Here is a 26182-nt window from a genome sequence, read left to right on the forward strand (position 1 = left end):
TTAGCTCAGCTGGTTCAGAGCACCTCGTTTACACCGAGGGGGTCGGGGGTTCGAATCCCTCATCGCCCACAATATTTTAAATAAAAGTTAATTCGGGCGATTAGCTCAGCTGGTTCAGAGCACCTCGTTTACACCGAGGGGGTCGGGGGTTCGAATCCCTCATCGCCCACAATATTTAAATTGCATACAATTCGGGCGATTAGCTCAGCTGGTTCAGAGCATCTCGTTTACACCGAGAGGGTCGGGGGTTCGAATCCCTCATCGCCCACAATAAAAAAGCCTATTCATTGCGAATAGGCTTTTTTTATTTATATCATTTAATCCATTAACCTTTCCTAATTAATTGAATGTCGGGATTGATTTTTACCAAGGCATCAGTGAGTGTGTCATTGTTGACAGGTGCTAGATAAATTTCGTCATAGGTATTGTATTTGATAACCATGCCTCTGGTTGATAATGCAGGTTTTAATCCGACCCATAAAGTCTTGTCTAATTGTATCTCGTTGATGCGAGTGATGTCTATTTTTCCGCGAATAAAAGCAGATCGATAATGCAGGTGATGGTCTTGAATCCAATAGGAAGTAGAAAAGTAAACCCAAAGCAATAACAAAAAGGGCAAACTACCTAGAACAAAATCAAACCAGTGGTGTTTTAGGCTACCTTCATGGGTGAAAAAAATAATTGCGGGAATCATACTCGCGACAATCGGATATATAAGGAACCCTTTTTTCTTTGCTGGAATTTTTTTCATCGTCAATTTGATTACGTTCAAGTTAAATATAGATAAAAAGAAGAAAAGAGCATAACTTAAGGTAAAAAAAAGACTTAGTTCGAATACTAAGTCTTTCTTATTGACTATTTTTTAAACCAGGAGTTAATCATCGAGGTTTCTCATTAATTGTATAATATGTGGATTGGTTATTAAAAGGAAGTACTCTTTCAGTAGTACAATCGTACATTTAGGACAATCAGCTAAAACGCCAGGGTGATCCGGTGTGTCTAAAGGCAAAGGGTTAGGATCATAAGATGTTGCAGTAGCTGTATTAAACTTGAAATCAGATCCTGTTACAGTAGCAATGTTATACACTGCATTTCGCTCTATATCTTCTTCTTTTAGGGTGTAAATCGCTTGATAGGTCCAGGTTTCTGTAAGATCGAGTAAACCGTCGTTGTTGGTGTCTCCACTCATGTAGGTAGGCGTAGGAAGATCTGTTAAACGATCATCTGTAATTAGAATTCTTCGCAAAGGAACATTCCCTGTGTTTTTTACTTTAAACGTATAGGTGATGGTTTCTCCAATACTTGCATAGCCTTCATTCTCACTTGTTTCGTTGAATTCTCCTGTTTTTGTTAGGGTTAATGCAGGTTTAGGATTAGCATTTCCTCCCGTTTCAGAACAGATACCTTCAATCTCTTGTTTTAGTCCTGGAGGCCACATGTCTTGACAAGCCGAAGCATTGGTACATAAGTTTGCATTTCCTGGTAATACGTGGGCCAAACCAGCTAAGGCAAACCAATTGACAAATTCTGAGTCAGATAATTTTGCGCCAGGTGTACCTGCAGCAGGAGCGCGATTGACTACATTGGCGTTAACATCTCCAATACCGACATAGTTTACCATCGGGTAATGAAGGGAACCAATAGATAGGGTAGCGCAAACATTGATATTGGCCCCATCCCCTAAATTAAATTGTGCTTTACCTGGGATATCTGCGTTTCCGCTAGAAGGGTCAAGTTGGCTGATGGATCCATTAACGCTAAAAAAACTAAAATTTCCTACATTGATAATCGCGTCCTTTTGACTCGCTAATTTCCCAATATTTACCGCTCCTTTGAAGAAAAAACCAGCATGGTCACAGATGTTGATTTCTCCTCCCTCCATGTGCATGGTGCCTCCAGCTTGAAGAACTACACCTGTAGGAATGTATAATTTTGCACCAGCTTCTATGGTAAGACCTTCTCCTATTAAGGTTGTGTTTTCGGTTATGTGATACGATTTTCCAGCTTCTAATATCGATCTAGTTGGAGTAAGTAAAATTGAGTTTGGTGGAATCGTACAATTCACTGGAGCAGCTTTTCCTTCGTAAGCCAATAGCAAAACGAAGAGCAAGGAGAGTAGATGTTTAAGTAATACCTGATTTTTTTTGTTTTTCATAGCGTTGTTATTTAGGGTTACAGTACTCGAAAGGAGAGGGGATGTAATTGGAATAGGTATAAAAGAATCACAAAGAGGAAGAGTGGTATTTTACATATTGAGGGGACTATTTATTATTTTTTACTTTTTTTAGTAATGTTTAAGGTTGAAAAAAATAGCTCTCCTCTGTTGTGATGCTAATGCATGCAAAAATGCCTAAAAAAGGAAGGATAATCTTTTCAAAAAAAGTTGTAAAATCTTTCTAATTATTTGGTAACAGGTCTTTGTTTGATGATTTTCAATATGTTGAGGTGTTTTTTTTGTAGAATTTTTTTTCACCTTACTCTTGAAGGTTTTTTTAACATTTAGAAACAAAAGAATAGCAGTTAATTTGAATAAAATAACGCAAGAAAGAGAAAGAAACGCAAAGAGAAAGAAACGCAAAGAGAATTTGAGATGGTTTTGTGGAAATTAAGTTAAATCAGTTTAAATCGGGTGTATTAAGGTAATTGTGTTAAGGAGTAAACTGATCTTCCATGCGTGCAAGCAAGTAGGTGAATAATAGATTTTAAAAAGTCTGAAATTCTTTCTTAATTTGCATATTTGATTTGAATAGGAACAATTCACTGCATAATTTTAGCATAGTATAAGCTTTGCAGTGAGCAGGGGGATTGAAACATCCGAAAGGATGTCAGTATTGTATGATAAACGAAATATTGGATGAAGAAAAGTAAAAAAAGAGGGATTTTTATTGCTCTTCTCATGTGTACCTTGGCACAAGCACAAGGGAGTAAATCGGAAATGATTTTGTCAAGTATTCTCACAGAAGTGAGATCTACCAATAAAGAAAGAGCTTTTTTCTTGGTGGACTCAATTTATAAAAATGACGTAGATATTCAGGTCAAAATACACGCTTTGTTTATTCATGCTTATCTCTATCACGATGAGTTTAATATTCCCACTTCTTTGCAATATGCTTTTCAAGCGATTGACTTAGCAGAGAAAAATAAAAGCTATAAATGGTTAAATCGATTATATGGTTTCGTTGGTGCAGAATATAGTCGTTTGGGGCTTTTTAATGAAGCTAAGTTGTATTTTGATAAGATTGAAACTGTAATTCCACTTGTTTCGGATGAACACGATCGCAATTTTTCTTATTTTTATTACTACCATTTATTGTCTGCTAGCTATTACGAGCAAAAGAACTACGATGAGGCACTACTCAGTATTCAACGTGCAGAGAGTTATATTTCCAAAATAGGGGATCTTTTGGTTCACTACAATCACTATATGTGTTCAATAGAGCAAAATAAAGGGATTAATTACTTGGAACTGAAGCAATATGACAAGGCGGAAAAAGCCTACGAAGCAGGGTATGACTATATTATGAAAGAAGAGCATATCGAAGATTACCTTGCTTTGGGCTACATTTATGCCGGACTAGCCAAACTCTATGTGTTGCAACAGAAACCGATTAGTGCTGATCAAATACTAGACTATTATCACAAAGGCTTGTATATTGCAATAGCTAATGATAATCGTGATCTCAAGGAAATTTGCTACGATTACCTAAGAGAATATTATGAATCGGTGGAGGATTGGAAAAATTACAGTAAATACAATAAATTGTATTTGAGTGAACGACAAGAAAAAGAAGCGTTTAGAACAAAAACAGTCAATGAATTATTAGAACAACAACACATTGTCAAAGATGAAATTACAACTAAAAATAAAAAATATTTAGTTGTAATTGTCTCCTTTTTAGTTGTTTTATTAGTCGCCCCAGGAATCTATTTTTTAGTAAAGCGACAAAGAAAATCCAACAAAAAAGAACAAGAACTGCATTCTACTGCTTTTTTACAAAAATTTGTACAAGGGAAAGTCAGTGACCTCGCTTCTTTTTTTCCAGGAGTGAATTGGTGCACTAGCTCCTATAAAGAAGAAGATCAAGCAACCATAGAAGCCTTGATGAGGTTTGAACAGGAAAAAGGTTTTGTTGATAGTACAATGACTCTTGAAACCCTAGCTAATCATTGTCATACTACCACAGAAGAATTAACCAAGATCTTACAGCAACAAAAACAAGTCGAGTTTAAAGTGTATCTTACCCAATGGAGACTGTTCGAAAGTGTGAAACTCATGCGTTTCGAAAAGGAATATAGAGATTACAAAATTAGTCACTTAGCAGAGGTTGTTGGTTTTGGTTCTCATAGTAGTTTTTCTATAGAGTTTAAAAAGAATATTGGCGTAAATCCCTCGTTTTTTATTCAGTATTTAGAGGAAATAGAAAAAAAATAAATGCTCTTGATGTAAATGTTTACGATACAAAATCTCATTACCGTTTTTTTGCTCACCATACTTTGTGTTGTTAATGTAATTTCGCTTGTTTTGGATGGCAAGATTAACGCTTTAAAAATAGACGATAGAAGTAGGAAACGACAGTTTATCTCGTTAATGCTGTTGTTTTCTTGCCTACAATTACTTGTGCTTATTGGACAGAGTGAAAGCATCCGTATTCATATTAGTATTGCTTTTTTGTTTTTGTTTTGGCCTAGTTTTTACTTTAGTTTTATAGACTCTGACTCAAGTGCGAAACGCGCAAAAGTTTATGTAGCTAAGTTCTATTTTTCATATGTCTTTGCGGTATTGACCTTGATTGATTTCTTTGTTTATGATCTTTATACCAACGGAAATGATTTTTTATTCTTAGGGGTGCTCTTTTTTTTATGTGTTACACTGTTGTATTATAGTTCTTTAGTTGTAATTGCTTGGCGAACTATACAAGGAAATAAAAAGTGCTTTTCACTACTTTTTATTAGTGCTTTTCTCTTGACCATGGGTATGGTCCTTGTGGCTTTCTTGAACATGTTGAAAGAAGTAATAACTGTAGATGTATGCTTTTTTGCGCTAGTCCTTCTGCTATTTAGTTTGGTTTTTCTGAAAGAAAATATCGATAAACTTCAAGCTGTTGTACCGAGTAGTCATCAAAGTGAGGATTCTCCATGGCTTAAATTAGATGCTCAATATCTAGAGAAAAAAGAAAAACAATTGGCAACTAAATATGTTAAATCAACTGTAGATCCTCAACGCTCGAAAAAAATCGGAGACTCTTTGGTTCAACTACCTGTGAATTATTTCTTTGATTCTACTTTAACACTTGAAAAATTAGCCAATACCTTAGACGCTAGTAAATTTGAAGTAAGCCATTTGTTCTCTACTCAATTTCACACTAATTTTAATCAATATGTCAATGAAATACGAGTGTTAAGGGCACAAGAATTATTGGTGCATCAAGACTATGCTCATTTGTCAGTAAAAGATATCGGATTGGAGGTAGGCTTTAGTTCAACAACTTCTTTTTATCGCGCGTTTAAAGAAAGACACGCTTTACCTCCTCAAGAGTATAGAAGAAAAGAAAATAAATAAAATATGGAGATATTCTCTTTAGTAACAGGGATTTGTTCCATCCGTTTAGGGTGATTTTTTTGCTGATTGTATAGGTGTCTTGTCGTGTTTATCCTGTAAAAGAATAATTAGACCAAAATAAAATGATAAAACCTATTCCTTTGGGTATAAATTTTCTTTTTTTCTATTTTATTCATGATAAAATAAGAATTATCTTTGCCTATTAAATTTTGTTAATGATGTTGAATCAGATTTTAACTCCTCAGATTATAAAAGCAACCCAAGAGTTGTATGATGTAGTAATTGATAAAGTTGAATATCAAGTGACTCGAAAAGAGTTTGAGGGGGATATTACAGTTGTTATTTTTCCATTTTTAAAACAGATTAAGGGAAATCCTATTGAAATAGGAACTAAAATCGGTGAATATTTAGTTGAAAACACAACTGAAATAGAGCGGTTTAATGTTGTAAAAGGCTTTTTGAATTTGGTAGTCTCAGAAGCGTACTATTTATCTTCTTTTATAGAGATGAATAAAGAAACTCATTTTGGCTATCGAACACCACAAGCTGACGACAAAGCGGTATTAGTAGAATACTCCTCTCCTAATACGAACAAACCTTTACATTTAGGCCACGTTCGAAATAATTTACTAGGGTTTTCAGTCGCTGAAATTTTGAAAGCAGCTGGAAAGAAAGTATATAAAACACAAATTATCAACGATAGAGGAATCCATATTTGCAAGTCGATGTTGGCTTGGCAAAGATTTGGAAATGGAGAAACTCCTGAATCAACAGGGTTAAAAGGTGATAAGTTAGTCGGAAACTACTATGTCAAATTTGACGTAGAATACAAAGCGCAGATCAAAGATTTGATGGCGAACGGAATGACGGAAGATCAAGCGAAAGTAGAAGCACCGATCATGAAAGAAGCCAAACAAATGTTACTCGATTGGGAAGCTGGGAAACCAGAAGTACTTGATTTGTGGAAAAAGATGAATCAATGGGTATACGATGGATTTGCGGTATCTTATTCAAATTTGGGTATTGATTTCAACAAAAACTATTATGAGAGTGATACGTATTTGTTGGGAAAAGACGTGGTGGAAGAAGGATTGACACGTGGCGTTTTCTTTAAAAAAGAAGATAATTCGGTATGGATTGACTTAACAGATGAGGGACTAGATGAAAAATTGGTCCTTAGAGGTGATGGTACATCAGTCTATATGACCCAAGATATTGGAACGGCTATTCAACGTGTGAAAGATTTTCCTGATATCGGAGGAATGGTGTATACGGTTGGAAATGAACAGGATTATCATTTTAAAGTATTGTTCTTAATTTTAAAACGCTTAGGTTTTGAGTGGGCAGATAGCTTATATCACTTGTCTTACGGGATGGTTGATTTGCCTTCCGGTAAGATGAAGAGTAGAGAGGGAACTGTTGTTGATGCGGATGAGTTAATGGAAGAAATGACCAATACGGCACGTACAATTTCTGAAGACCTAGGTAAACTAGAAGGATACTCTGAAGAAGAGAAAGAAAAATTGTACAATACCATTGGTTTAGGTGCGCTGAAATACTACATTTTAAAAGTAGATCCGAAGAAAAGAATCTTGTTTAATCCTGAAGAATCAGTTGATTTTGCTGGAAATACAGGACCGTTTATACAATATACCTATGCGCGTATTCAGTCAATTTTGCGTCGTGCAGATTTTGATCTAACAACGGCTATTACAGCAATTGCTTTGGATCCTAAGGAAAAAGAAATCATCAAGTTATTAGAAGATTTCCCTGAGGTAATTCAAAATGCTGCAAAATCACATAGTCCTGCATTAATTGCAAATTATGTGTATGATCTAGTGAAAGAATACAATTCATTCTATCAATCGGTTTCTATTCTTGGAGAAGAAGACCTAACGTTGAAAACGTTTAGAGTACAATTATCTCAAAAAGTTGGTTTGGTGATCCAAGACGCATTCTCCTTGTTGGGAATTGCGGTGCCAAATCGTATGTAATTTCGTTCTTTGTGAAAGTAGTAAAATCATACATGATACAGTCATTAGCCATTGTTATATTGGCTAGTGGCTTTTTTTTATTCTTTAAGGCTAATTTGCCTCAAAAGATTTTTTCTGAAGTAAAACCAAAAGCAAGCAATGTTGTAATTGACAGCTTGTTACTGGAGGCAATTGAAGAAGAAAAAGTAGCGCTTACGCAAGAAAAAGAAACTATACCAACGGAAGTAGACGAGAAAGAGGAGGAAAAAGAAAACGAAGGGGAAGTATTAATCATTCAAGAAGAAGATCTGTTTTCCAATGAAAATGAGGCAGGTTTTAAGGGAATGGTATTCTTAGATTATTTCTTTGGGCGTTTATACCAGTTGGAAACACAAAGTCAAGGACGTGTTAGAATTGCGTATTACGGAGATTCGATGACAGATGGGGATATGATCGTACAAGATTTGCGCAAAAGTTACCAAGATAAATACGGAGGCTCAGGCGTAGGTTTTGTTCAGATTACTTCTGAATCTGCTCAGTCTCGCGGATCGGTTACCCATAAATTCTCGTCGAATTGGAAGGTACAATCGTACCTCAATATAAAAAGACCGCGACAGCCGTTTGGTGTTGGTGGTCAAGTGTTCTTTGTGAAAGATACAGTAAAACCAACCTGGGTGAGCTATCAAGCAGGGAATATTCGAAATATGACAACGCTCAATACACCAACACTTTATTTTGGTCGTTCGGCTAATACAAGAGGAGTAGTTGAGGTTATCACCAATAAGGATACGCTGCGAAAAACACTACAAGCTTATCAAGCTTTGAACAAAGTTAAATTGAACAATGGAGCTGTCAGACAATTGAAGTTGCAATTTGTACAAGCGGATTCCATTCCTTTATACGGTATTGATTTCAGTAGTGCGACTGGGGTTCAAGTTGATAACTATTCGAGTCGTGGAAACTCAGGATTGCCCTTGTCTCTATTTAATGTTAGTGTAATGCAAAAGTTCCAAAAAGAATTAGATTACAGCTTGATCATTTTACACTATGGAACAAATGTGTTAAATTATGGGTCTTATAACTACAGTTGGTATACCAAACAGATGAAGAATGTCGTTAATCATTTAAGGCAATGTTTTCCTAAAGCTTCTATTTTAGTTATTTCAACTGCAGATAAATCGACGAAATACAATTTGACGATGGAAACAGACTCTGCCGTAACACCTTTGATGCGTGCGCAACGCAAATATGCGATGGAGGCAAAAACAGGTTTTTTCAATTTGTATGAAGCGATGGGAGGCAAAGGATCTATGGTTCAATGGGTAGAAGAATCTCCAACGAAAGCAAACAAAGATTATACGCACTTTAACTTTAGAGGAGCGCAAGCGGTATCTTCTCTCATTTTTAAACAGTTAGAGGAAGGATATGCGACTTTTAAAGCAGAGAAAGGAAAAGAGGAAGGGCAATCAGGAGTCAAACCTAAAGAGCGTACTGAGCATACAAATAAAGTTCAAAAAGAAATAGATACAGTATCCAATGATAAGATGGAATAGCGTTGTGGCGTCCCTACTGTTTTTATGGAGTGTGGGAGTCTTTGCTCAAGGGAAGCAGCAAAATCAAACAATAGCCGAAGAAACTCACCAAGAAAATAGGGAAGGAATTCACGGGGAAGTTAGTGATGGACTTCGTGAAGAAATTAATGCATACGACCAGGTAAACGATAGTTTAAGTGAGGCGTATAAGAATCTTATTTACTATCCAGAACAGCTGAAACACTTTTTTACGAGCCTTAAGGATTTAAGCGAAGGAAAGAGAAGAAAGGTAAATATTGTGCATATTGGAGATTCTCATATTCAAGCGGATTTCTTTAGTGGAAGAGTGCGCAGCTTGATTCAAGAGCAATTTGGAAATGGAGGCTTAGGTTTTACCTTTCCTTATCAATTAGCGCGTACGAATAGCAATAACTACGTCCGTTATTCCAGCAATTCAACTTGGGAAAATAGACGCAACATATACCCCGTCAATGGAGCTAAAGTTGGATTGAGTGGAATTGCTTTGTCGTCGTCTGCCAAAGATGCGGTAATTAAAGTGGATTTAAGAGAAAGTAAATACGCTTTTACGAGAGTAAAACTATTTACACCTACCAATGAAGTAGTGTATCGTGTAGGAACAACAGATCGCGAATTAAATTTGGCTAGTACCGCAGTAGCTAAAACTAGTGCGCATAAGATTAAGTCAGGTGAGTCGTTATCGGGTATTGCCAAGAAATACAATACTTCAGTTGCTAAGTTAAAGCAACTAAATAAGTTAAAGTCTGTCAATATCCAAGCAGGAAAGACATTAGCTGTACCAGGAACACAAGTAGAGCCTACGACAATTGCAACTTCTGTTTTTCATCCTGTAAACTTTAGTAAAGAAAAGAATTTCTTAGCTTTTGATTTCCCCAATGCAACGCAACAGTTTTATTTGTATCCTGTGCAACACGCGGATCAATATGATGTAAATGGCATTGTGTTGGAAAATGATCAGGCGGGAATTTTATACCACACGATAGGTGTCAATGGAGCGCGTTACTCTGATTACAACAAATATCCTTTATTCTTCAGCCAATTGGAAGGATTAGAGGCTGATTTGATTATTGTATCTTTAGGAACAAATGAGGCTTTTGACCGAATGGATGGGGAAAACTTTAAGTCAGAAATCAATCGATTTTTAAAAGAAGTGAAAGATCGAAATCCACAAGCTTCTATTTTAGTAACTTCACCGCCGCCAAGCTATTTTTCTAAAGGTGTTCCCAATACGGTTGCAAGTACATTAGCCAATGAGATTATCATCAATGGCATTGATCAGAAATACGCGATTTGGGATATGTATTACAATTTAGGTGGAACATTAGGCTTGCCGTACCTTATAGAAGAACAGTTGTTGTCTAAAGATTTAGTACATTATACAATCAAAGGTTATGAGTATACAGGAACCTTGTTTTATGAAGGATTGATGCAAGTCTATCAGAATTATTTTACAACAGAAATTGAACAGACAAATGAGTCTATTTAACATAGAATTGCCCAATGTAACCCTAGATGACGTCATCCATTGGTTTACATTTAACCCTAAAGAACCGCTGTTGTTTAACTCGGGATTGTTCTTAGGGATGTTTATTGTGTTCTACTTGATCTATATCGGTTTACGAAAAACTTTTCATGCGCGTTTGTTGTATGTCGTGCTGTTTTCTTTGTTTTTCTACTATAAATCGAGTGGACTCTATCTTTTTATTTTGATTGGATCCTCCTTGATGGATTATACCTTCGCTAATACGATACACCACAGCACGAACGAAGTGAAAAAGAGGATGCTCTTAACACTCAGTGTGGTTTTAAATCTAGGGTTGTTAGGGTATTTTAAGTATACGAATTTCTTTTTGGATGGAGTTAATTTCTTCGCAGACACCAAACTCCATCTGGATGATATTATCCTACCAGTAGGTATTTCATTTTATACTTTTCAATCCATTAGCTATATCATTGAAATCTATCGCAAGGAAATAGAACCCACTAAGAATTTCTTAGATTATTTGTTTTTCATTTCCTTTTTTCCTCAGTTGGTCGCTGGACCTATTGTACGGGCGAAAGACTTTATTCCGCAGATTTATTCGAACTTATTAGTTACACGGGATCAAGTAAATGAAGGAATGCTTTTAATCATTGGGGGTGTTCTGAAAAAGGCTGTGATTTCAGATTATATCTCGATTAACTTTGTGGATCGCGTTTTTGATGCGCCTAATAGCTACACCGCCTTTGAGAATTTAATGGCAACTTATGGCTATGCGATTCAGATTTACTGTGATTTTTCTGGGTATTCGGATATGGCAATTGGAATTGCTTTGCTCTTGGGGTATCGATTGCCGATGAACTTTAATGTACCTTATCAATCAACTTCCATTACTGAGTTTTGGAGAAGATGGCATATTTCATTGTCCACGTGGTTGAAAGATTTTCTCTATATTTCTGTAGGAGGGAATAGAAAGGGAACTTTTGGAGGGTACTTCTTCCCGGGGTTGTTTTTTATAGGCATTATTGGATGGGGAATTTACAGCTATAAGACCAGTATTTATCCGTTACTTATCAGTGTATTAGCACTTGTTGTGTTTCTGTTGACGATTGCCTTTTCTAAAACAAGAGAGAAAAGTGTATTTACCAATTTTAACTTGTTGACGACAATGTTGTTAGGAGGACTTTGGCATGGGGCTAGTTTGCGCTTTATTGTTTGGGGAGCGCTACACGGAATTGCATTAGCTGTACACAAATTGGTGATGGAACTATTTCCTCGCAAAAAAGACAAACCAGTTTCTTTTGTTTGGCGTGTGATTTCTGTTATACTAACGTTTCACTTTGTCGCTTTTTGTTGGATATTTTTCCGTGCAAATTCTTTTGAAACAGCCTTGCATATCCTTTACAATATTGCTGATTTAGAGTTTGATTGGGCGGCTTGGCAGATTATCATCCAAGGGTATAAAAATGTATTCCTACTGATTGCGATTGGATTTGTATGGCATTTTATTCCCAAACGCTGGATGGCTATTCCTCAACAGTGGTTTAATGTAGCGCCTATTTTTGTGAAGTCAGTGGTGTTGGGATTTGTGTTTTGGGTCGTGTATGCGACTGCTACAGCTGGTCCGCAACCTTTTATTTACTTCCAGTTTTAAAATATAAAATACAATAGATACGAAAAAGCCTCGACACTAGCGAGGCTTTTTTTATTTTCGGATATCCGCATTGTGCTTAGGTGATAAATTAGGTTCAGCAAATGAAATCACTTGTTCCTCTTCTAGTGCCGCTAAAATCGCATATACATTTTTGTAATCCGTCTTCGCAGGGACATTGATAACGAAATAGTATTCATCCACTAATTCAATCTCTGTTTGTGCATATAAAATTTCATTGTACAAATCTTCGCGATTGTATGTCTCTTTGAGCACCATCACTTGTACTGTTGTGTTTCCTGAAGGTGTCTCTACACGTGATAGTTGATAGCGCTTTGCTTTTTCATCATAACGCGCCTGAACAATATCTTCACACGATAATTCTGGACCGTAGAAAGGAATATTGTCAATTTGAAATAAGTTTTTGTCGGCATCAACGACAATTCCCCATAAAATCTCTTCTGTCTCTTTTTCTAATACTTCACTGTGATATTGGATAGCAATCTGCTCGTATTGTTCTTTCATACTTGTCTTATTAAATTAGGGAATTAGCCGTAGTTCTTAACTTGCAAAGATAGGTTGTATAAATTTAATTACTATAACCTCGAGAATATTTGTTGTAACATTTAAAGGATAGGGCTAGTTAAGAAAATAAAAAAAGAAGTATCTTGGTTGACCATATATCGAACCACATCAACTCCTTAGTTATGAAAAAATATGTAATTGTCTTGTGTTTATCGCTGTTTGCTGTTGTGGCTGTTCAAGCTCAGAATCAGTTGGAGCAATTGTTAAAAGAAGGAATTGCTTTTCACGATAATGGGCAATACGAGAAAGCGATTGAAAGCTACCAAAAAATGTTGGAATTAGATCCCAATTCTAGTATTGCATGCTATGAAATAGGGATGAGTTATATGTATGCGAAGCAATATGATTTAGCACTCGAATACAGTAACAAAGCAATTGAAAAAGGCGGAAGATACATGGTTCCGGCTATTGTTGTAAAAGCATCGACGTTGAGCAATCAGAATCACGTACAAAAAGCCATCGACTTATTGGAAGAAACGATTGAGAAATACGAGGTGGATGTTATGGTATACTATAATTTGGCTATTTGTTATTTTAAATTGAATAATCTCGATGGTGCGGAACGCGCTTTAGTGGCGGGTATTTATGATAATCCACTGCATGCAAGTTCGCATTATATGTTAGCAGTTTTAAAAGAAAAACAAGGGTTACGCATCGAATCTATGTTATCTGCTTATTTTTTCTTGTTGTTAGAAAAAAACACAGCCCGTAGTATAAAGATGTTGCAATTGATTGAAGAATCTTTTACACATGGAGTGTCTGTTTCAACGAAAGAAAAGAATCTCGTTAATCTCACGATTGATGAGAAAAGTTTGGATACTGATGCAAAGTATGGCATGGTTGAGATGGGATTAGTACTTCATGCGGCTGTAAATATTGAAAAAAAATTAGGGCAAGATAAGGAAGGGTTTTGTGATAATACGGCTAATTTCTTAGGTTTGTTAAAGGGGGTACGTATAGAAAAGCCAACCTCTTTATTGGAATTAGATCAAGTGTTTTATCTTCCTTTTTTTTATGACATCCCGGATCAAGATGTTTTTTGTAACTATGCCTATCGAACTATGCCTGGAGGAAATAAGAAATGGCTGGATAAAAACGATAAAAAAGTAAAGGCTTTTCAGGAGTGGATGCAAGATTGGCTTGAGAAAAAAGTAGCGGAACTACATCAAATAGAAGAATAAAAAAAAGCGAAAAGAGGAGAATTCCACTTTTCGCTTTTTAAGTAGGGGGTGTGCTTAAAAATACATCAACTTACTATTGCCAACCACCGCCCAATGATTTGTATAATTGTACGCCATATTGAAGTTTGTTTAACTTCAATTTATTTAAGTTTATTTCGTTGTCTAACATGTTTTTCTGTGCATTAATTACCTCAATATAGGTTGCATAACCACTGTTAAATAACAAGTTAGATTGTTTGACACCCAAGCGTGCATTGGTTACCTGTTCATCCGCTATTTCAATTTGATCCTGCGATGTTTGTAGATTAATTAAAGCATCTGTTACCTCAGTAATTGCGGTATACACCGTGTTTTGAAAGTCAATCTCACTTTTTTCACGTTCTATTTTTGCTACTTCAAAGGCTGTTTTTAATTTGCGTTTATTAAATATAGGATTGGTTACTTTGCCAATTAAACTTCCAAATAAGGAACCGGGAATATTAAACCAATTCTCACCTAGCATACTGTTAACGCCACCTTCCAAATTGATCGTTAAAGAAGGATATCTAGCCGTTTGTGCAACACCAACCGCTGCGTTTTTAGCTTTGAGTTCTAGTTCTGCCATTTGTACATCCGGACGATATTGTAGCAAGGCCAAAGGTAAACCTGTACGGCCTAGTTCTTGTTGCTTTACTTCTGTAAGTTTTACTTCTCGTACAATGCTCGTAGGCAACTGTCCTGTTAAAAGAGAAAGTGCGTTTTCTTGAATGGCAATTTGCTGTTTCAACGATGGAATTAATGCTTTAGCTACTAACATTTGGTTTCGTGTTTGCGTAATTGCCAACGAGGTGATTTGACCAGCATCTCGTTGTAATTCAACTATTTTTAACGTGTTTTTCGTCAGTTCATAGTTGGTCTGCGCTACTTCCATCTGTGCATCCAAGAGGAGTAAATTGTAATACCCCTGCGCTATTTTTGCAATTAACTCTGTCTGAATGGCTTTTTTGGCTTCTGCTGTTTGTAAAAAACGCGCTAATTGTTCTGCCGTCTGACTTTTTATTTTTCCCCAAATATCAATCTCCCAACTCAAGGCTAAGCCCGAAGTGTACTGAGCAGAATTGACATACATATTCGTTGGTGGTTCCTCTCCTTTGTTTTTGTAATAGTTTGAAGATGGTGTACCATAATAATTCTCAGATCGATACTGATAGGCAACACTTCCCGCTTCTAAACCGAGAGAAGGTAACCACTCCAATTTCGCTTGTTTTGTTTGTTGTCCTGCAATTTCCAAGTTCTTAATCGCGTTTTGCATATCAAAATTATGCGTAAGTCCTTTGTCAATTAAATCGGTTAATTGTTCATCTTGGAAGAAATCGCGCCATTTGATCGATGAGATATGCAGGGAATCTTGGGTAGCTAAGCTATCTTGTTGACCCCTGTATGCGTCTGGCAAGTCAAGGGTTGGTGTTTTATAATTCGATTGTGGTGCACAAGCCTGAAATAAAGTCAAGCCAGCTCCCAGTATAAAAACTTGGGTGATGTGCGGTATTTTACTTTTATTAATCATGCTGTTCTCTTTAATCGTTTGTAAATTTTGCTTTTAGTCGTTCATCTATATTTTGGAAGATAACAAAGAGCACTGGAATAATAAAAATACCCGCTGCTACACCAAATAACATGCCTCCCGCTGCACTAAAACTAATGGAGTGATTTCCTTGTGCAGATGGACCGACAGTAAACATCAACGGAATCAAACCTGCAACAAAGGCAAAAGAAGTCATTAAAATAGGACGAAGTCTCATCTTAGCTCCCTCAGTAGCTGCTTCAACAACCGATAAACCTTTTTTGCGTTGCTGTAAGGCAAATTCTATAATTAAGATCGCATTCTTTGCCAGTAAACCAATCAACATCACCAAACCTACTTGAACGTAAATGTTGTTTTGAAGCCCAGCTAAATTGACAAATAAAGCAACCCCTAAAAGTCCTGTTGGTACCGTTAATAAAATGGCAATCGGCAAGAAATAACTTTCATACTGAGCCGCTAAAAGAAAGTAAACGAAGATGATACTCAAAGCAAAAATGAAAATTGCTTGGTTACCTGAATCTTTTTCTTCTAGAGACATACCCGTAAATTCGTAGGAATAGTTCCCCGGCATTTTGCCTGTTATTTCTTCAATTGCTTTCATCGCATCACCTGTACTGTATCCTTGGCTTGGATTTACTTTAACCGTAATAGCGTTATATAGATTATAGCGATTCACCGTTTGTGGACCTAATACTTTTTTCAACTTCACTAAGGTGTTGGCGGGTAGCATTTCACCGTCTTTGTTTTTGACGTATATCGAATTGAAGGACTGAGGATTTTCTCTATACTCAATATCAGCTTGCATATACACGCGATAAGTACGTCCAAAACGGTTAAAATCTCCTGCTTTTACCCTTCCATAATAGTTCTTAATTGTTGTCATTAAGTCTTTTACACTTACACCTAAAGATTTGGCCTTGATATAGTCAATCTCCAAGAGATACTGTGGAAAGTTTGCTTTAAAGGAAGTGAAGGCAGAACCGATCTCTTCGCGTTCATTCAATTGTTTGATCACATCATCTGCTGCTTCACTAAACGAGCTGAAATCTCCACCTAAGCGATCTTGAATGACAAATTCAATTCCTCCAAAATCTCCAAACCCTTGAATGGTTGGACGAGGGAACACATTAAAAGTAGCTTCATTGATTACTGATAGATCCTTTTGAATCTCTTCGATGATTTGGTCGATATTCTTGATTTTTCCTCTTTTTTTATAAGGTTTTAGATTAATGTACCCCACTGCAAAAGAAGGACTCGCATTGGCGTCAATCGTATTGTACCCCGAAATAGCTGTCATTCCTTCAATATCCGTTCTCAATTTTAGGATACTATCCGCTTTAGCTAAAACAACTTTAGTACGCGCTAGGGATGCACCTGGCGGCATGGCTAGGGAATAAGTAATATAACTGTCATCTTCTCTTGGAATAAAAGAAGAAGGTGTTTTATATAAATAGAATATACCTAGTCCTATGATTAAAGCAAGTCCAGCAATCGCTACCTTTTTATTGCGAATTAATTTGCCAATGGTCACAACATATTTGTTGGTAAAGGAATCAAACGCTGTATTAAAAGCAAAGAAGAAACGTGCAGCTACTCTTTTTACTGGATTTTTTTCTTTGTTTTGGGCGAGATCTTCTGCCTTAGGTTGTTTTAAAAATAACGCACATAAAGCAGGACTTAAAGTCAAGGCATTCACAGCCGAGATTAAAATAGCAAAGGCAAGGGTGTATGCGAATTGTTTGTAGAAGATTCCCGCCGGACCTTGCATAAAGCCAACGGGTAAAAATACCGCTGACATCACCAAAGTAATGGAGATAATCGCACGCGTAATTTCGCTCATCGTTTCCAGAGTTGCCTCTTTAGCCTTTAATCCTGTTTGATGCATTTTCTCGTGAATGGCCTCCACGACGACAATGGCATCATCTACTACAATACCAATAGCGAGTACTAAAGCAAACATCGTTAATACGTTAATGGAAAAGCCCATCAAATAAATAAAGAAGAGCGTACCAATTAGCGAGATAGGAATAGCTATAACCGGAATAATCGTAGATCTAAAGTCTTGTAAGAACAAATAAACGATAATAAACACCAAGAAAAAGGCTTCGAAAAGCGTAGTCTTTACCTGATTGATTGATTCGTCAATTTGATCTTTTACAGAATAACTAATTTCATAATGGATTCCCTTGGGGAACGTAGATGAAATGCGTTCTAATACCTTTCGAACGGCAATATCTATCTCACGTGCATTCGATCCAGCAGTTTGTGTGATATTCATCGTTAAACCAGGAAAACCATTGACACTGTTGTCACTTCCTACGTTAGAAGCTCCGAATTCAACACGAGCCACATCTTTCAATAGTAGTACAGAGCCATCAATATTCGTTTTGATGACAATATTTTCGTATTCTTCCGGTTGACTGAATCTTCCTTTGTGCTTTAAAGCCGTCTCGAATGCTTCTTCTGAAGTTTCTCCGAAGTTACCTGGTGCAATTTCAAAGTTTTGATCTTTGATAGAAGCGATAACATCTTGAGGAGTTAGGCCATATAGAGCTAATTTTTCTGGATTTAACCACGTACGCATCGAGTAATCGCGAGCCCCAACACGACCCACTGCCGCCACACCAGGAACACGCAATAATTCTCTATTGATGTTGATTTGCGTAAACGCCTGTAAGAAAGTTTCGTCGTAGATCCCTTCAGGATGGTCGCTGTAAAAGTTTATCGTCATGATGTTACCACTCTGACGAGGGGTTACCGAAATACCATTTTCATTTACTTCAGAAGGTAAATCACTGGCTGCCTTACTTACGCGGTTTTGTACATTTACTGCCGCTTGATCGGGATCAGTACCCGCTTTAAAAAACACATTGATTGTACCTGAACCACTGTTACTCGCTTTGGAACTAATGTAGGTCATATTGTCTACCCCATTAATAGCTTCTTCAATGGGAAGTAATACACTTTGAGCTACCGTTTCCGCATTTGCACCTGGGTATGAAGTTGAAACACTTACACTCGGTGGAGCAATTTCAGGAAATCGAGTAATAGGCAATAAGGTAAGTCCTACTAACCCTAGTAAAACGAACATAATCGAAATTACTGTAGCTAGTATGGGACGATTTATAATAGTCTTTAGCATACTTTTTAAATTTTAGTAGAGGTGAAAATAAAGAGATAGGAGTGAAGCAATTAGTTTATCGCTTTTACAAACATTCCTTCTGTTAATTTGTCAAATCCAGTTTTGATCACGCGATCACCAATTTGAAGCCCTTCAGAGACAATGTAATTCGTTCCCGAAACACCATCTAATTGAATTGCTTGTAATTTCACTTTATCATCCGAATCCAACAGATAAACAAAAGTTTTATCCTGTATGGATGTCGTCACTTCCTGTGGAATTAGGATAACATGCGCTTTTGTTTCTTGCAATTTAATCGTTCCCGTATTTCCTGAACGCATTACATCTTGTGAATTGGGGAAAGAAGCACGTAGCGATATTGAACCTGTATTTCGATTCACTTGTCCATTAACCATATCTACTTTTCCCTTTTCGCCGTATTCATGTCCATCCGCTAAGATTAGAGTCACTTCAGGTAAGATTTGTCCTGATGAAGTAATACGTGTACCATCTGATTTCTTAGCGTCTTTGGTAAAGTAAAGAAAATCAGATTCACTCATTCCAAAGTACACATAAACCTCACTTACATCCGTTAATACGGTTAGCGGTTCTTTGTCTCCTTTATTGACTAAGTTCCCAATACGCTTGGGCATACGACCAATATAACCACTAACAGGAGCTTTTATCGTTGTGTAATCTAAATTGATTTGCGCACTAGCAACTGCAGCTGTAGCCTTTGCTAAAGAAGCTCGGGCAATTTCATAGTTTGATTTAGCTGTCTCCAATTGTACTTCCGCAATTACTTCATTGTCGATTAACGGTTTTAAGCGATCTATTTCGAGTTGCGCATTTTTTAATTTTGCTTTCTCTACATTTTCAGTCGCAATCATATTATTGAGCACCTCTTGATAAGGTTGTGGGTTGATTTGGAATAACGGCTGTCCTTCTTGTACATAAGCTCCCTCATCCACAAAAATTTTATCCAGTGTACCTTCCACTTGCGGGCGAATCTCAACATTGATTTTTCCCTCGATATTTCCGATATAATCTTTAATGGTTATAGCTGTTGTTGTATCAACTTGGATAATAGGTAGTGCAATTGCATTTTCTCTCGGATCTAGTGTCTTTGAATTGCCAATATTGCAACTATTGATTGCAACTAATGTTCCGATTAGGAGTAGTGCTGCAAAACCAATAAAAAACACTTTTTTATTTGTGATCATTTTCATACTATTTATTTAATTGTTGTAGGTGATGAATTAATTCCTTCGATTACTAGTATTTATTCAACTAGAGTGCCAAAAAATGGAAGTAGATGCATAGTAATCCTGTTTTTTATTGTAAATGAGTGATTTTAAGGATTGTAAGATGTTTATTTTGAATAAATATACCTGCTTTTAAAAAAAATGTATCCAATAAATATGTTGAAAGTTGGGGATGTGTTCTACAACTCTACATATTGTACCAATTAAGTTAAGATTATTTTTTGATTTTTGTATTAAAATAGAATCGCAAATTTAACAAAAATAGAGAAGGAAATAGATTTGAAAGCGTTTGATTTTTAGTTCTATATCGGTTTATTTCAAAAATAAGATACTATTTGTTTAATTGTTGTAGGGTGTTGCCTTTGTTTTTTAATATTATAGTCCTTACCTTTAGGTTTAATTCTCTGATATAGAAAGATGCATTTCGACAACCAAGATGTTGTGATTTCTTCACCTTCTAACCCTACACTAAATCAGGTGAATAAGATAAAGTATAAATTGTAATGTTATAAAAAAAGTTCAGTATCGTTTGGTAGTGAACTTTTTTTGTATCCATGCGTTTCAGTTAACGGTTAACGGTTAACAGTAGATTTTGCAGAAATAGAATGTATTTTCTTTAAACGAAAACCAACGAACAACGAACAACGAACAATTATTTCCCTACTTTCTTCAAATTAGGAATACATTTTGCATGCGTTATTGTTGAATTCTAAAAAGAAGAGATGTTAACTAAAATATACGGAAGTGCGGTTTTTGGGATCGATGCTACCACGATCACGATAGAAGTAAATGTAGATCAGGGAATTGGTTACTATTTAGTAGGTTTGGCGGATAATGCGATTAAGGAAAGTTCCTATCGCATTGCAGCAGCTTTGTCGAATAACGGATATCGATTACCGGGAAAGCGAATCACAATTAATCTCGCACCAGCTAATATGCGAAAAGAAGGCTCTGCATATGATTTGCCGATAGCCATGGGAATTTTGATTGCTTCGGGTCAACTCAAGATGAAAGTAGAGGAAGGGCATTACGTTATTATGGGGGAATTGTCATTAGATGGTACTTTACAAGGGATAAATGGGGCATTACCTATTGCTATTAAGGCTAAAGAAGAAGGTTTTAAGGGAATCATTTTACCCGTCGAGAATCAAAAAGAAGCAGCAGTAGTTGATGGACTTGAAGTCTATGGGGTTACTAACATAGGGGAAGTCATTGCTTTTTTTGAAGGAAAAGTACAAGTAGAGCCTTATCGATTGGATTTTGAGGCGGATATGCTCAATCAAGAAGAATTGTTAGATCGCGATTTTAGGGATGTTAAAGGACAAGAGAGTATTAAGCGCGCCATGGAGATCGCTGCTTCAGGCGGACACAATATCATTTTAATAGGTCCTCCAGGATCGGGTAAGACGATGTTAGCCAAAAGATTAGCTAGTATTTTGCCACCAATGACGTTAGAAGAATCACTAGAAACAACTAAAATTCACAGTGTAGTGGGGAAGGCGAAAGACAAAGGATTAATTCGCGTTCGTCCATTCCGCAATCCGCATCATACTGCTTCTTCCGTTGCTTTAGTGGGCGGGGGAAGTTATCCTCAACCTGGAGAAATATCACTAGCACATAATGGCGTTTTATTTTTAGATGAATTACCCGAATTTAAACGAGAAGTTTTAGAGGTTATGCGACAACCTTTGGAAGATCGTGAAGTGACGATTTCTCGTGCAAAGTTTACCCTTACCTATCCTTCGTCGTTTATGCTCGTAGCGAGTATGAATCCTAGTCCTAGTGGTTACTTTCATGAACCAGGAAGCCAAGTGCAATCTACCCAAGCAGAAATGCAAAGGTATATCAACAAGATATCAGGACCTTTGTTGGATCGCATTGATTTACATATTGAGGTCAATCCAGTACCCTTTGAAAAATTAGCAGATAAGCAGCTAGCAGAACCCAGTGAAGCAATCCGAAAACGCGTAATTGAAGCTCGAAAAAGACAAATAGAACGATTTCGCTCTCATCTTGGTGTTCATTATAATGCGCAAATGACAACACCATTATTGAGAGAATACTGTTTCTTAGATTCAGAGTCACTGCAATTACTCAAAGTTGCGATGGATCGATTGAACCTATCAGCTCGTGCCTATGATCGCATTTTAAAAGTAGCGAGAACCATTGCCGATTTAGAGGGGCAAGAAGCTATTTTATCCCATCATATTGCAGAAGCAATTCAGTACAGAAGCTTAGACCGTGAAGGGTGGTTTAGTTGAGGAGCGTTAGTGGTTGTTCGTCGTTGGTCGTTGATTGTAGAGATTTTGTGCGGTCTCACCGCCTCATCGTCTCAACAAACGACGAACAACTTCGTTTCGATTTTCGTTACGTTCCCATTTCCTCTCTCTTTTTTTCATACATTTACGAAAAATAAACTACTATTATGAAATGGGGAAGTGGCAGAAAAAGTAAAAACGTTCAGGACAGAAGAGGAAAGTCTATGGCAGGAAAAACCGCTATTGGCGGAGGGTTAATAGGTATCATAGCGATGCTACTTGTTATCTTTGGAGGGGAAACAGGACAGCAAATTGCACCGGTATTAGAACAGCTCAACCAAGGGAATACAACGGAGCAAGTAGAAACACGTACACTCGATGCTGAAGAAATAGAAATGGGTGAAATGGTTTCTTATATGTTTGGATATACGGAAGATGTTTGGCATGCTATTTTTGATCAACAGGGACAAATTTATCAAGAGCCTACCTTAGTCTTATTTGACGACCAAGTGCAAACCAAATGCGGTCATGCACAAGCTAGTGTTGGTCCTTTCTACTGTCCGGCAGATCAAACGGTTTACATGGATTTGCGCTTCTTTGAAGAGCTTCACCAACGCTTTGGCGCTGAACGAGGTAATTTTGCCGTTGCTTATGTTATAGCGCACGAAGTAGGGCATCACATTCAAAACTTAATGGGTACCAATGCCAAGGTATGGGAAAAACAACAACGTTTATCGAAAAAAGAGGCCAATAAACTATCGGTGGCTCAAGAGCTTCAAGCTGATTTTTACGCAGGTGTGTGGGCTAAACACGCCCAGAAATACTTAGAACCGAAAGATATCGATATTGCCCTAAGTGCTGCAGAAGCCGTAGGAGATGATGCTATTCAGAAAAGAGTTTCAGGACAAGTAAATCCAGATTCTTTTACACATGGTACTTCTCAACAACGCAAAGAGTGGTTTATGAAAGGCTACCAAACAGGAGACATCAACCAAGGCAATACATTCGATTTCATTAAATAATAACTTACTTAAACAAACTAATGGACCAATTAAAACAAACTATTCAAAGAATAAAAGACGAAGGATACAATATTCAACCATTTCTTGTTATGCGAGAAGCTGCATTTTACTACAAAAAAACAATACTACTCGTTGTTGTCAGCCTCTTATTATCGTTCTTCTTTGTTTCATTCTTAGGATCGATTGCTTTAACTCAACTAACTGATATTAATGAATCGGCTACTCCAGCTGAAATTCAAGAACAAGTAATTAAACTGACCAACCAGCTTTCTCAACCACCTCTTTTGTATGCGTATTTGATTTCTGCGGTTATTTTTTCTGCGTTATCTAGTATACTCATTGCAGGCTTTTACAAAATAAACGCTGAGGCTGCACTTGGTAAAACACCGCGTTTTATCAGTGTTTTTAAGTATTTTTTCAGCATAAGAGGACTGTATGTGTTTATGGCTCAGGGAACTATTACCTTGTTTTTTACTGTTTTCTCTGTTCTGCTTAAAGAGTATCAATTGGAAATGGTTTCGATTATTATCAACTGGTTAGTGAATATCCTAACGCTATTCGTTACTCCCTTGATTATTTTTGGACGTATGTCGCCTTTAGCTGCGATTAAAACGAGTATTCAAGTTGTAAACAAACAACCGATTCCCATTATATTGACTGTAATACTCAATTACTTTTTAGTATTCTCGGGCTTGTTTTTCTTTTTAATTGGTATCGTTATTACGCTACCGTACTTATTCTCGATCTATTTTACATTGTATAAACAGATTATCGGTTACAATTTAGAAGAAGCAAAAGCACAATAGTTTCTTCTGATTAGAACAAATACAAAAGCCCTGTTTCTATAGAAAACAGGGCTTTTGTATTTCAACTAACGACCCACGGCCAACTCAACGCTAAACGCAAAACAAAAAAGCTTCCCTAAAAAGAAAGCTTTTTTTATAAGATAAAGATTACGCCATTGTCGTGAATACGTTTTGCACGTCGTCGTCTTCTTCAATTTTTTCGAGTAGTTTATCAACATCGGCTTGTTCCGCTTCTGATAATTCTTTTGTAACTTGTGGAATACGGTCAAATCCTGAAGATAAGATTTCAATATTTCTGCCTTCTAATTCTTTTTGGATTGCACCAAAACTTTCAAAAGGAGCATAGATCATTACACCATCCTCATCTTCAAATATTTCGTCAATTCCAAAATCGATTAATTCCAATTCGAATTCCTCTAGATCTCGATTAGAATCTGTAGGTATTCTAAAGTTACACGTATGATCAAACATGAACTCAACAGATCCAGAAGTACCTAGCGTACCATTGCATTTATTGAAATAACTTCTAATATTTGCAACTGTACGGTTATTGTTATCTGTAGCACATTCGATTAAGAAAGCAATACCATGTGGACCATATCCTTCAAACATTACTTCTTTATAGTTTTCTGTGTCTTTGTCTGTAGCACGTTTTATTGCACGCTCAACGTTTTCTTTCGGCATATTAGCTGCCTTAGCGTTTTGCATAACTGCACGTAAGCGAGAGTTCGTTTCAGGGTTAGGTCCGCCTTCTTTAATAGCCATCACAATATCCTTACCAATTCTCGTAAACGTTTTTGCCATAGCAGACCAACGTTTTAGCTTACGTCCTTTTCTAAATTCAAACGCTCTTCCCATAATAATTTATAACTTGATTTAATAATGCAAAAATAAAAGATAAAAAAAATATATCATAAAAAAGAGGGGCTTATTTTAAGCCCCTAATTTTTGTTTGAATTATTTTTTGTAAAAGGGTGTTTTCACCACTTTTGCTTCAACATCATTTTTTCTAATGCGGATAAAGATTGTACTTCCTTCTGCTGCATGAGCAAGGGTTACATATCCCATTCCAATTCCCTTTCCTAAAGAGGGAGACATCGTACCAGAAGTAACCTTTCCGATTACTGCACCAGTTGCATCAACAATTTCGTAATCGTGTCTTGGAATTCCTTTTCCGATTAATTCGAAACCTACTAGTTTGTTTTTTAATCCCGCTTCTTTTTGTGCTTTTAAAAGATCCGAACTGATGAAGTCTTTGGTAAATTTCGTTACCCAACCTAATCCCGCTTCTAGAGGAGAAATTTCGTCATTTAGTTCATTTCCGTATAAACAATACCCCATTTCTAAACGCAATGTATCACGAGCAGCTAATCCGATTGGTTTAATTCCCCAGTTTGCACCAGCTTCAAAAACCTTGTTCCAGATCATCTCAATATCCTCATTCTTCGCGTAAATTTCAAATCCACCCGAACCTGTATATCCAGTTGCAGAAATTACTACGTCTTTTGCTCCAGCGAAAGTGTCAATTGTAAAATTGTAAAATTTAAGCTCACTTAAATTTACGGAAGTTAAGCTTTGCATAGCCTCAACAGCTTTAGGTCCTTGGATAGCCAAGATAGAGTAGCTGTCAGACAAGTTTTCAACTGTTGCATTTACATCATTATGCTGGTTGATCCACGTCCAATCTTTATCGATATTAGAAGCGTTAACCACCATAAGGTATTCATTTTCACTTACTCTATACGTGATGATATCGTCGATTACACCTCCTTTTTCGTTAGGGAAGTAGCAGTATTGTGCTTTTCCATCAACGAGAACAGACGCGTCGTTTGAAGTAACTTTTTGAATTAAGGGCAAAGCATTGGGTCCAGTTAATTTGAAGATTCCCATGTGAGATACATCAAATACTCCTACACCGTTTCTTACCGTTTCGTGTTCTGCATTTACACCCTCGTATTGAACAGGCATTGAAAAACCTGCAAATGGAACCATCTTAGCTCCTAAACCTTCGTGAATGTGATTTAAAGTTACTTGTTTCATCGTGTTGTATATCAATTTTAATAATAGCGCTAAAGTAAACTAATTTTATTGGATTTGAAAGAAGGATTTTATATTCAATAAATGCGTATTGAAATTGAGATATTT

General features: G+C 36.7%; 18 protein-coding genes and 2 tRNA genes. 12 read left to right on the forward strand and 8 right to left on the reverse strand.

Translation table 11 applies throughout. From position 1 onward, the window contains the following. The first annotated feature begins 94 nt into the window (after positions 1-94). A tRNA-Val gene (locus tag ACPDG9_RS05885) sits at positions 95-169 on the forward strand. Positions 170-193: 24 nt separating this feature from the next. Next, positions 194-268 (forward strand) — tRNA-Val (locus ACPDG9_RS05890). A 57-nt stretch (positions 269-325) separates the two neighbouring features. Here ACPDG9_RS05890 and ACPDG9_RS05895 read toward each other — a convergent pair. Continuing rightward, on the reverse strand, positions 326-751 hold the full coding sequence (locus tag ACPDG9_RS05895) for a PH domain-containing protein (RefSeq protein WP_430526832.1): 426 nt from the start codon (positions 749-751) through the stop codon (positions 326-328). 123 nt (positions 752-874) lie between these two features. Further along, positions 875-2155, reverse strand: coding sequence for a DUF7507 domain-containing protein (locus ACPDG9_RS05900; RefSeq protein ID WP_430526833.1), 1281 nt, complete (start codon positions 2153-2155; stop codon positions 875-877). A gap of 699 nt (positions 2156-2854) precedes the next feature. Between ACPDG9_RS05900 and ACPDG9_RS05905 the strand changes: the two genes are divergently transcribed. The 6 genes from ACPDG9_RS05905 (at position 2855) to ACPDG9_RS05930 (ending at position 12238) form a co-directional block, all read left to right on the forward strand. Next, positions 2855-4432 (forward strand): helix-turn-helix domain-containing protein, encoded by a 1578-nt coding sequence (locus ACPDG9_RS05905; RefSeq protein ID WP_430526834.1) that lies wholly within the window; start codon positions 2855-2857, stop codon positions 4430-4432. Positions 4433-4447: 15 nt separating this feature from the next. Then, on the forward strand, positions 4448-5560 hold the full coding sequence (locus tag ACPDG9_RS05910) for a helix-turn-helix transcriptional regulator (protein ID WP_430526835.1): 1113 nt from the start codon (positions 4448-4450) through the stop codon (positions 5558-5560). A gap of 215 nt (positions 5561-5775) precedes the next feature. Next, positions 5776-7554 carry an arginine--tRNA ligase gene (gene argS, locus ACPDG9_RS05915; RefSeq protein ID WP_430526836.1) on the forward strand — a complete coding sequence of 593 codons (1779 nt, stop codon included), beginning with the start codon at positions 5776-5778 and terminating at the stop codon, positions 7552-7554. 32 nt (positions 7555-7586) lie between these two features. Continuing rightward, complete coding sequence (locus ACPDG9_RS05920) at positions 7587-9086, forward strand: hypothetical protein (protein ID WP_430526837.1); 1500 nt, start codon at positions 7587-7589, stop codon at positions 9084-9086. Next, on the forward strand, positions 9070-10590 hold the full coding sequence (locus ACPDG9_RS05925; RefSeq protein ID WP_430526838.1) for a LysM peptidoglycan-binding domain-containing protein: 1521 nt from the start codon (positions 9070-9072) through the stop codon (positions 10588-10590). The genes ACPDG9_RS05920 and ACPDG9_RS05925 overlap by 17 nt, the downstream gene beginning before the upstream one ends. Then, the gene (locus ACPDG9_RS05930) at positions 10577-12238 is read left to right on the forward strand and encodes an MBOAT family O-acyltransferase (RefSeq protein ID WP_430526839.1); all 1662 of its coding nucleotides are present in this window, start codon (positions 10577-10579) and stop codon (positions 12236-12238) included. Before ACPDG9_RS05925 ends, ACPDG9_RS05930 begins: the two co-directional genes overlap by 14 nt. A gap of 51 nt (positions 12239-12289) precedes the next feature. Here the strand turns inward: ACPDG9_RS05930 and ACPDG9_RS05935 are convergent, their stop codons facing one another. Then, positions 12290-12760, reverse strand: a complete 471-nt coding sequence (locus ACPDG9_RS05935; protein ID WP_430526840.1) for a DUF4265 domain-containing protein — start codon at positions 12758-12760, stop codon at positions 12290-12292. A gap of 182 nt (positions 12761-12942) precedes the next feature. Between ACPDG9_RS05935 and ACPDG9_RS05940 the strand changes: the two genes are divergently transcribed. After that, positions 12943-14001, forward strand: coding sequence for a tetratricopeptide repeat protein (locus ACPDG9_RS05940; RefSeq protein ID WP_430526841.1), 1059 nt, complete (start codon positions 12943-12945; stop codon positions 13999-14001). Between the two features lie 73 nt (positions 14002-14074). Here the strand turns inward: ACPDG9_RS05940 and ACPDG9_RS05945 are convergent, their stop codons facing one another. Genes ACPDG9_RS05945 through ACPDG9_RS05955 form a run of 3 tightly spaced genes read right to left on the reverse strand, consistent with a single transcriptional unit; the run spans position 14075 to position 19909 of the window. Next, the gene (locus ACPDG9_RS05945; protein WP_430526842.1) at positions 14075-15547 is read right to left on the reverse strand and encodes an efflux transporter outer membrane subunit; all 1473 of its coding nucleotides are present in this window, start codon (positions 15545-15547) and stop codon (positions 14075-14077) included. Between the two features lie 10 nt (positions 15548-15557). Next, positions 15558-18707 (reverse strand): efflux RND transporter permease subunit, encoded by a 3150-nt coding sequence (locus tag ACPDG9_RS05950; RefSeq protein WP_430526843.1) that lies wholly within the window; start codon positions 18705-18707, stop codon positions 15558-15560. A 50-nt stretch (positions 18708-18757) separates the two neighbouring features. After that, complete coding sequence (locus ACPDG9_RS05955) at positions 18758-19909, reverse strand: efflux RND transporter periplasmic adaptor subunit (protein ID WP_430526844.1); 1152 nt, start codon at positions 19907-19909, stop codon at positions 18758-18760. A 764-nt stretch (positions 19910-20673) separates the two neighbouring features. Here ACPDG9_RS05955 and ACPDG9_RS05960 point away from each other — a divergent pair. The 3 genes from ACPDG9_RS05960 (at position 20674) to ACPDG9_RS05970 (ending at position 24037) form a co-directional block, all read left to right on the forward strand. After that, a complete protein-coding gene (locus tag ACPDG9_RS05960) occupies positions 20674-22212 on the forward strand; it encodes a YifB family Mg chelatase-like AAA ATPase (RefSeq protein WP_430526845.1) in 1539 nt (512 codons plus the stop codon). Between the two features lie 164 nt (positions 22213-22376). Then, positions 22377-23231: a KPN_02809 family neutral zinc metallopeptidase gene (gene ypfJ / locus ACPDG9_RS05965; RefSeq protein ID WP_430526846.1), complete on the forward strand. Its 855-nt coding sequence runs from the start codon at positions 22377-22379 to the stop codon at positions 23229-23231. Positions 23232-23251: 20 nt separating this feature from the next. Beyond that, the gene (locus tag ACPDG9_RS05970) at positions 23252-24037 is read left to right on the forward strand and encodes a hypothetical protein (RefSeq protein ID WP_430526847.1); all 786 of its coding nucleotides are present in this window, start codon (positions 23252-23254) and stop codon (positions 24035-24037) included. Between the two features lie 147 nt (positions 24038-24184). Here the strand turns inward: ACPDG9_RS05970 and ACPDG9_RS05975 are convergent, their stop codons facing one another. Continuing rightward, positions 24185-24895, reverse strand: a complete 711-nt coding sequence (locus tag ACPDG9_RS05975; protein WP_430526848.1) for a YebC/PmpR family DNA-binding transcriptional regulator — start codon at positions 24893-24895, stop codon at positions 24185-24187. Between the two features lie 99 nt (positions 24896-24994). Continuing rightward, positions 24995-26077, reverse strand: a complete 1083-nt coding sequence (gcvT, locus tag ACPDG9_RS05980) for a glycine cleavage system aminomethyltransferase GcvT (protein WP_430526849.1) — start codon at positions 26075-26077, stop codon at positions 24995-24997. Positions 26078-26182 lie beyond the last annotated feature (105 nt).

Source organism: Myroides sp. C6-3, from assembly GCF_050522425.1.
In the GTDB taxonomy this organism is placed as follows: domain Bacteria; phylum Bacteroidota; class Bacteroidia; order Flavobacteriales; family Flavobacteriaceae; genus Flavobacterium.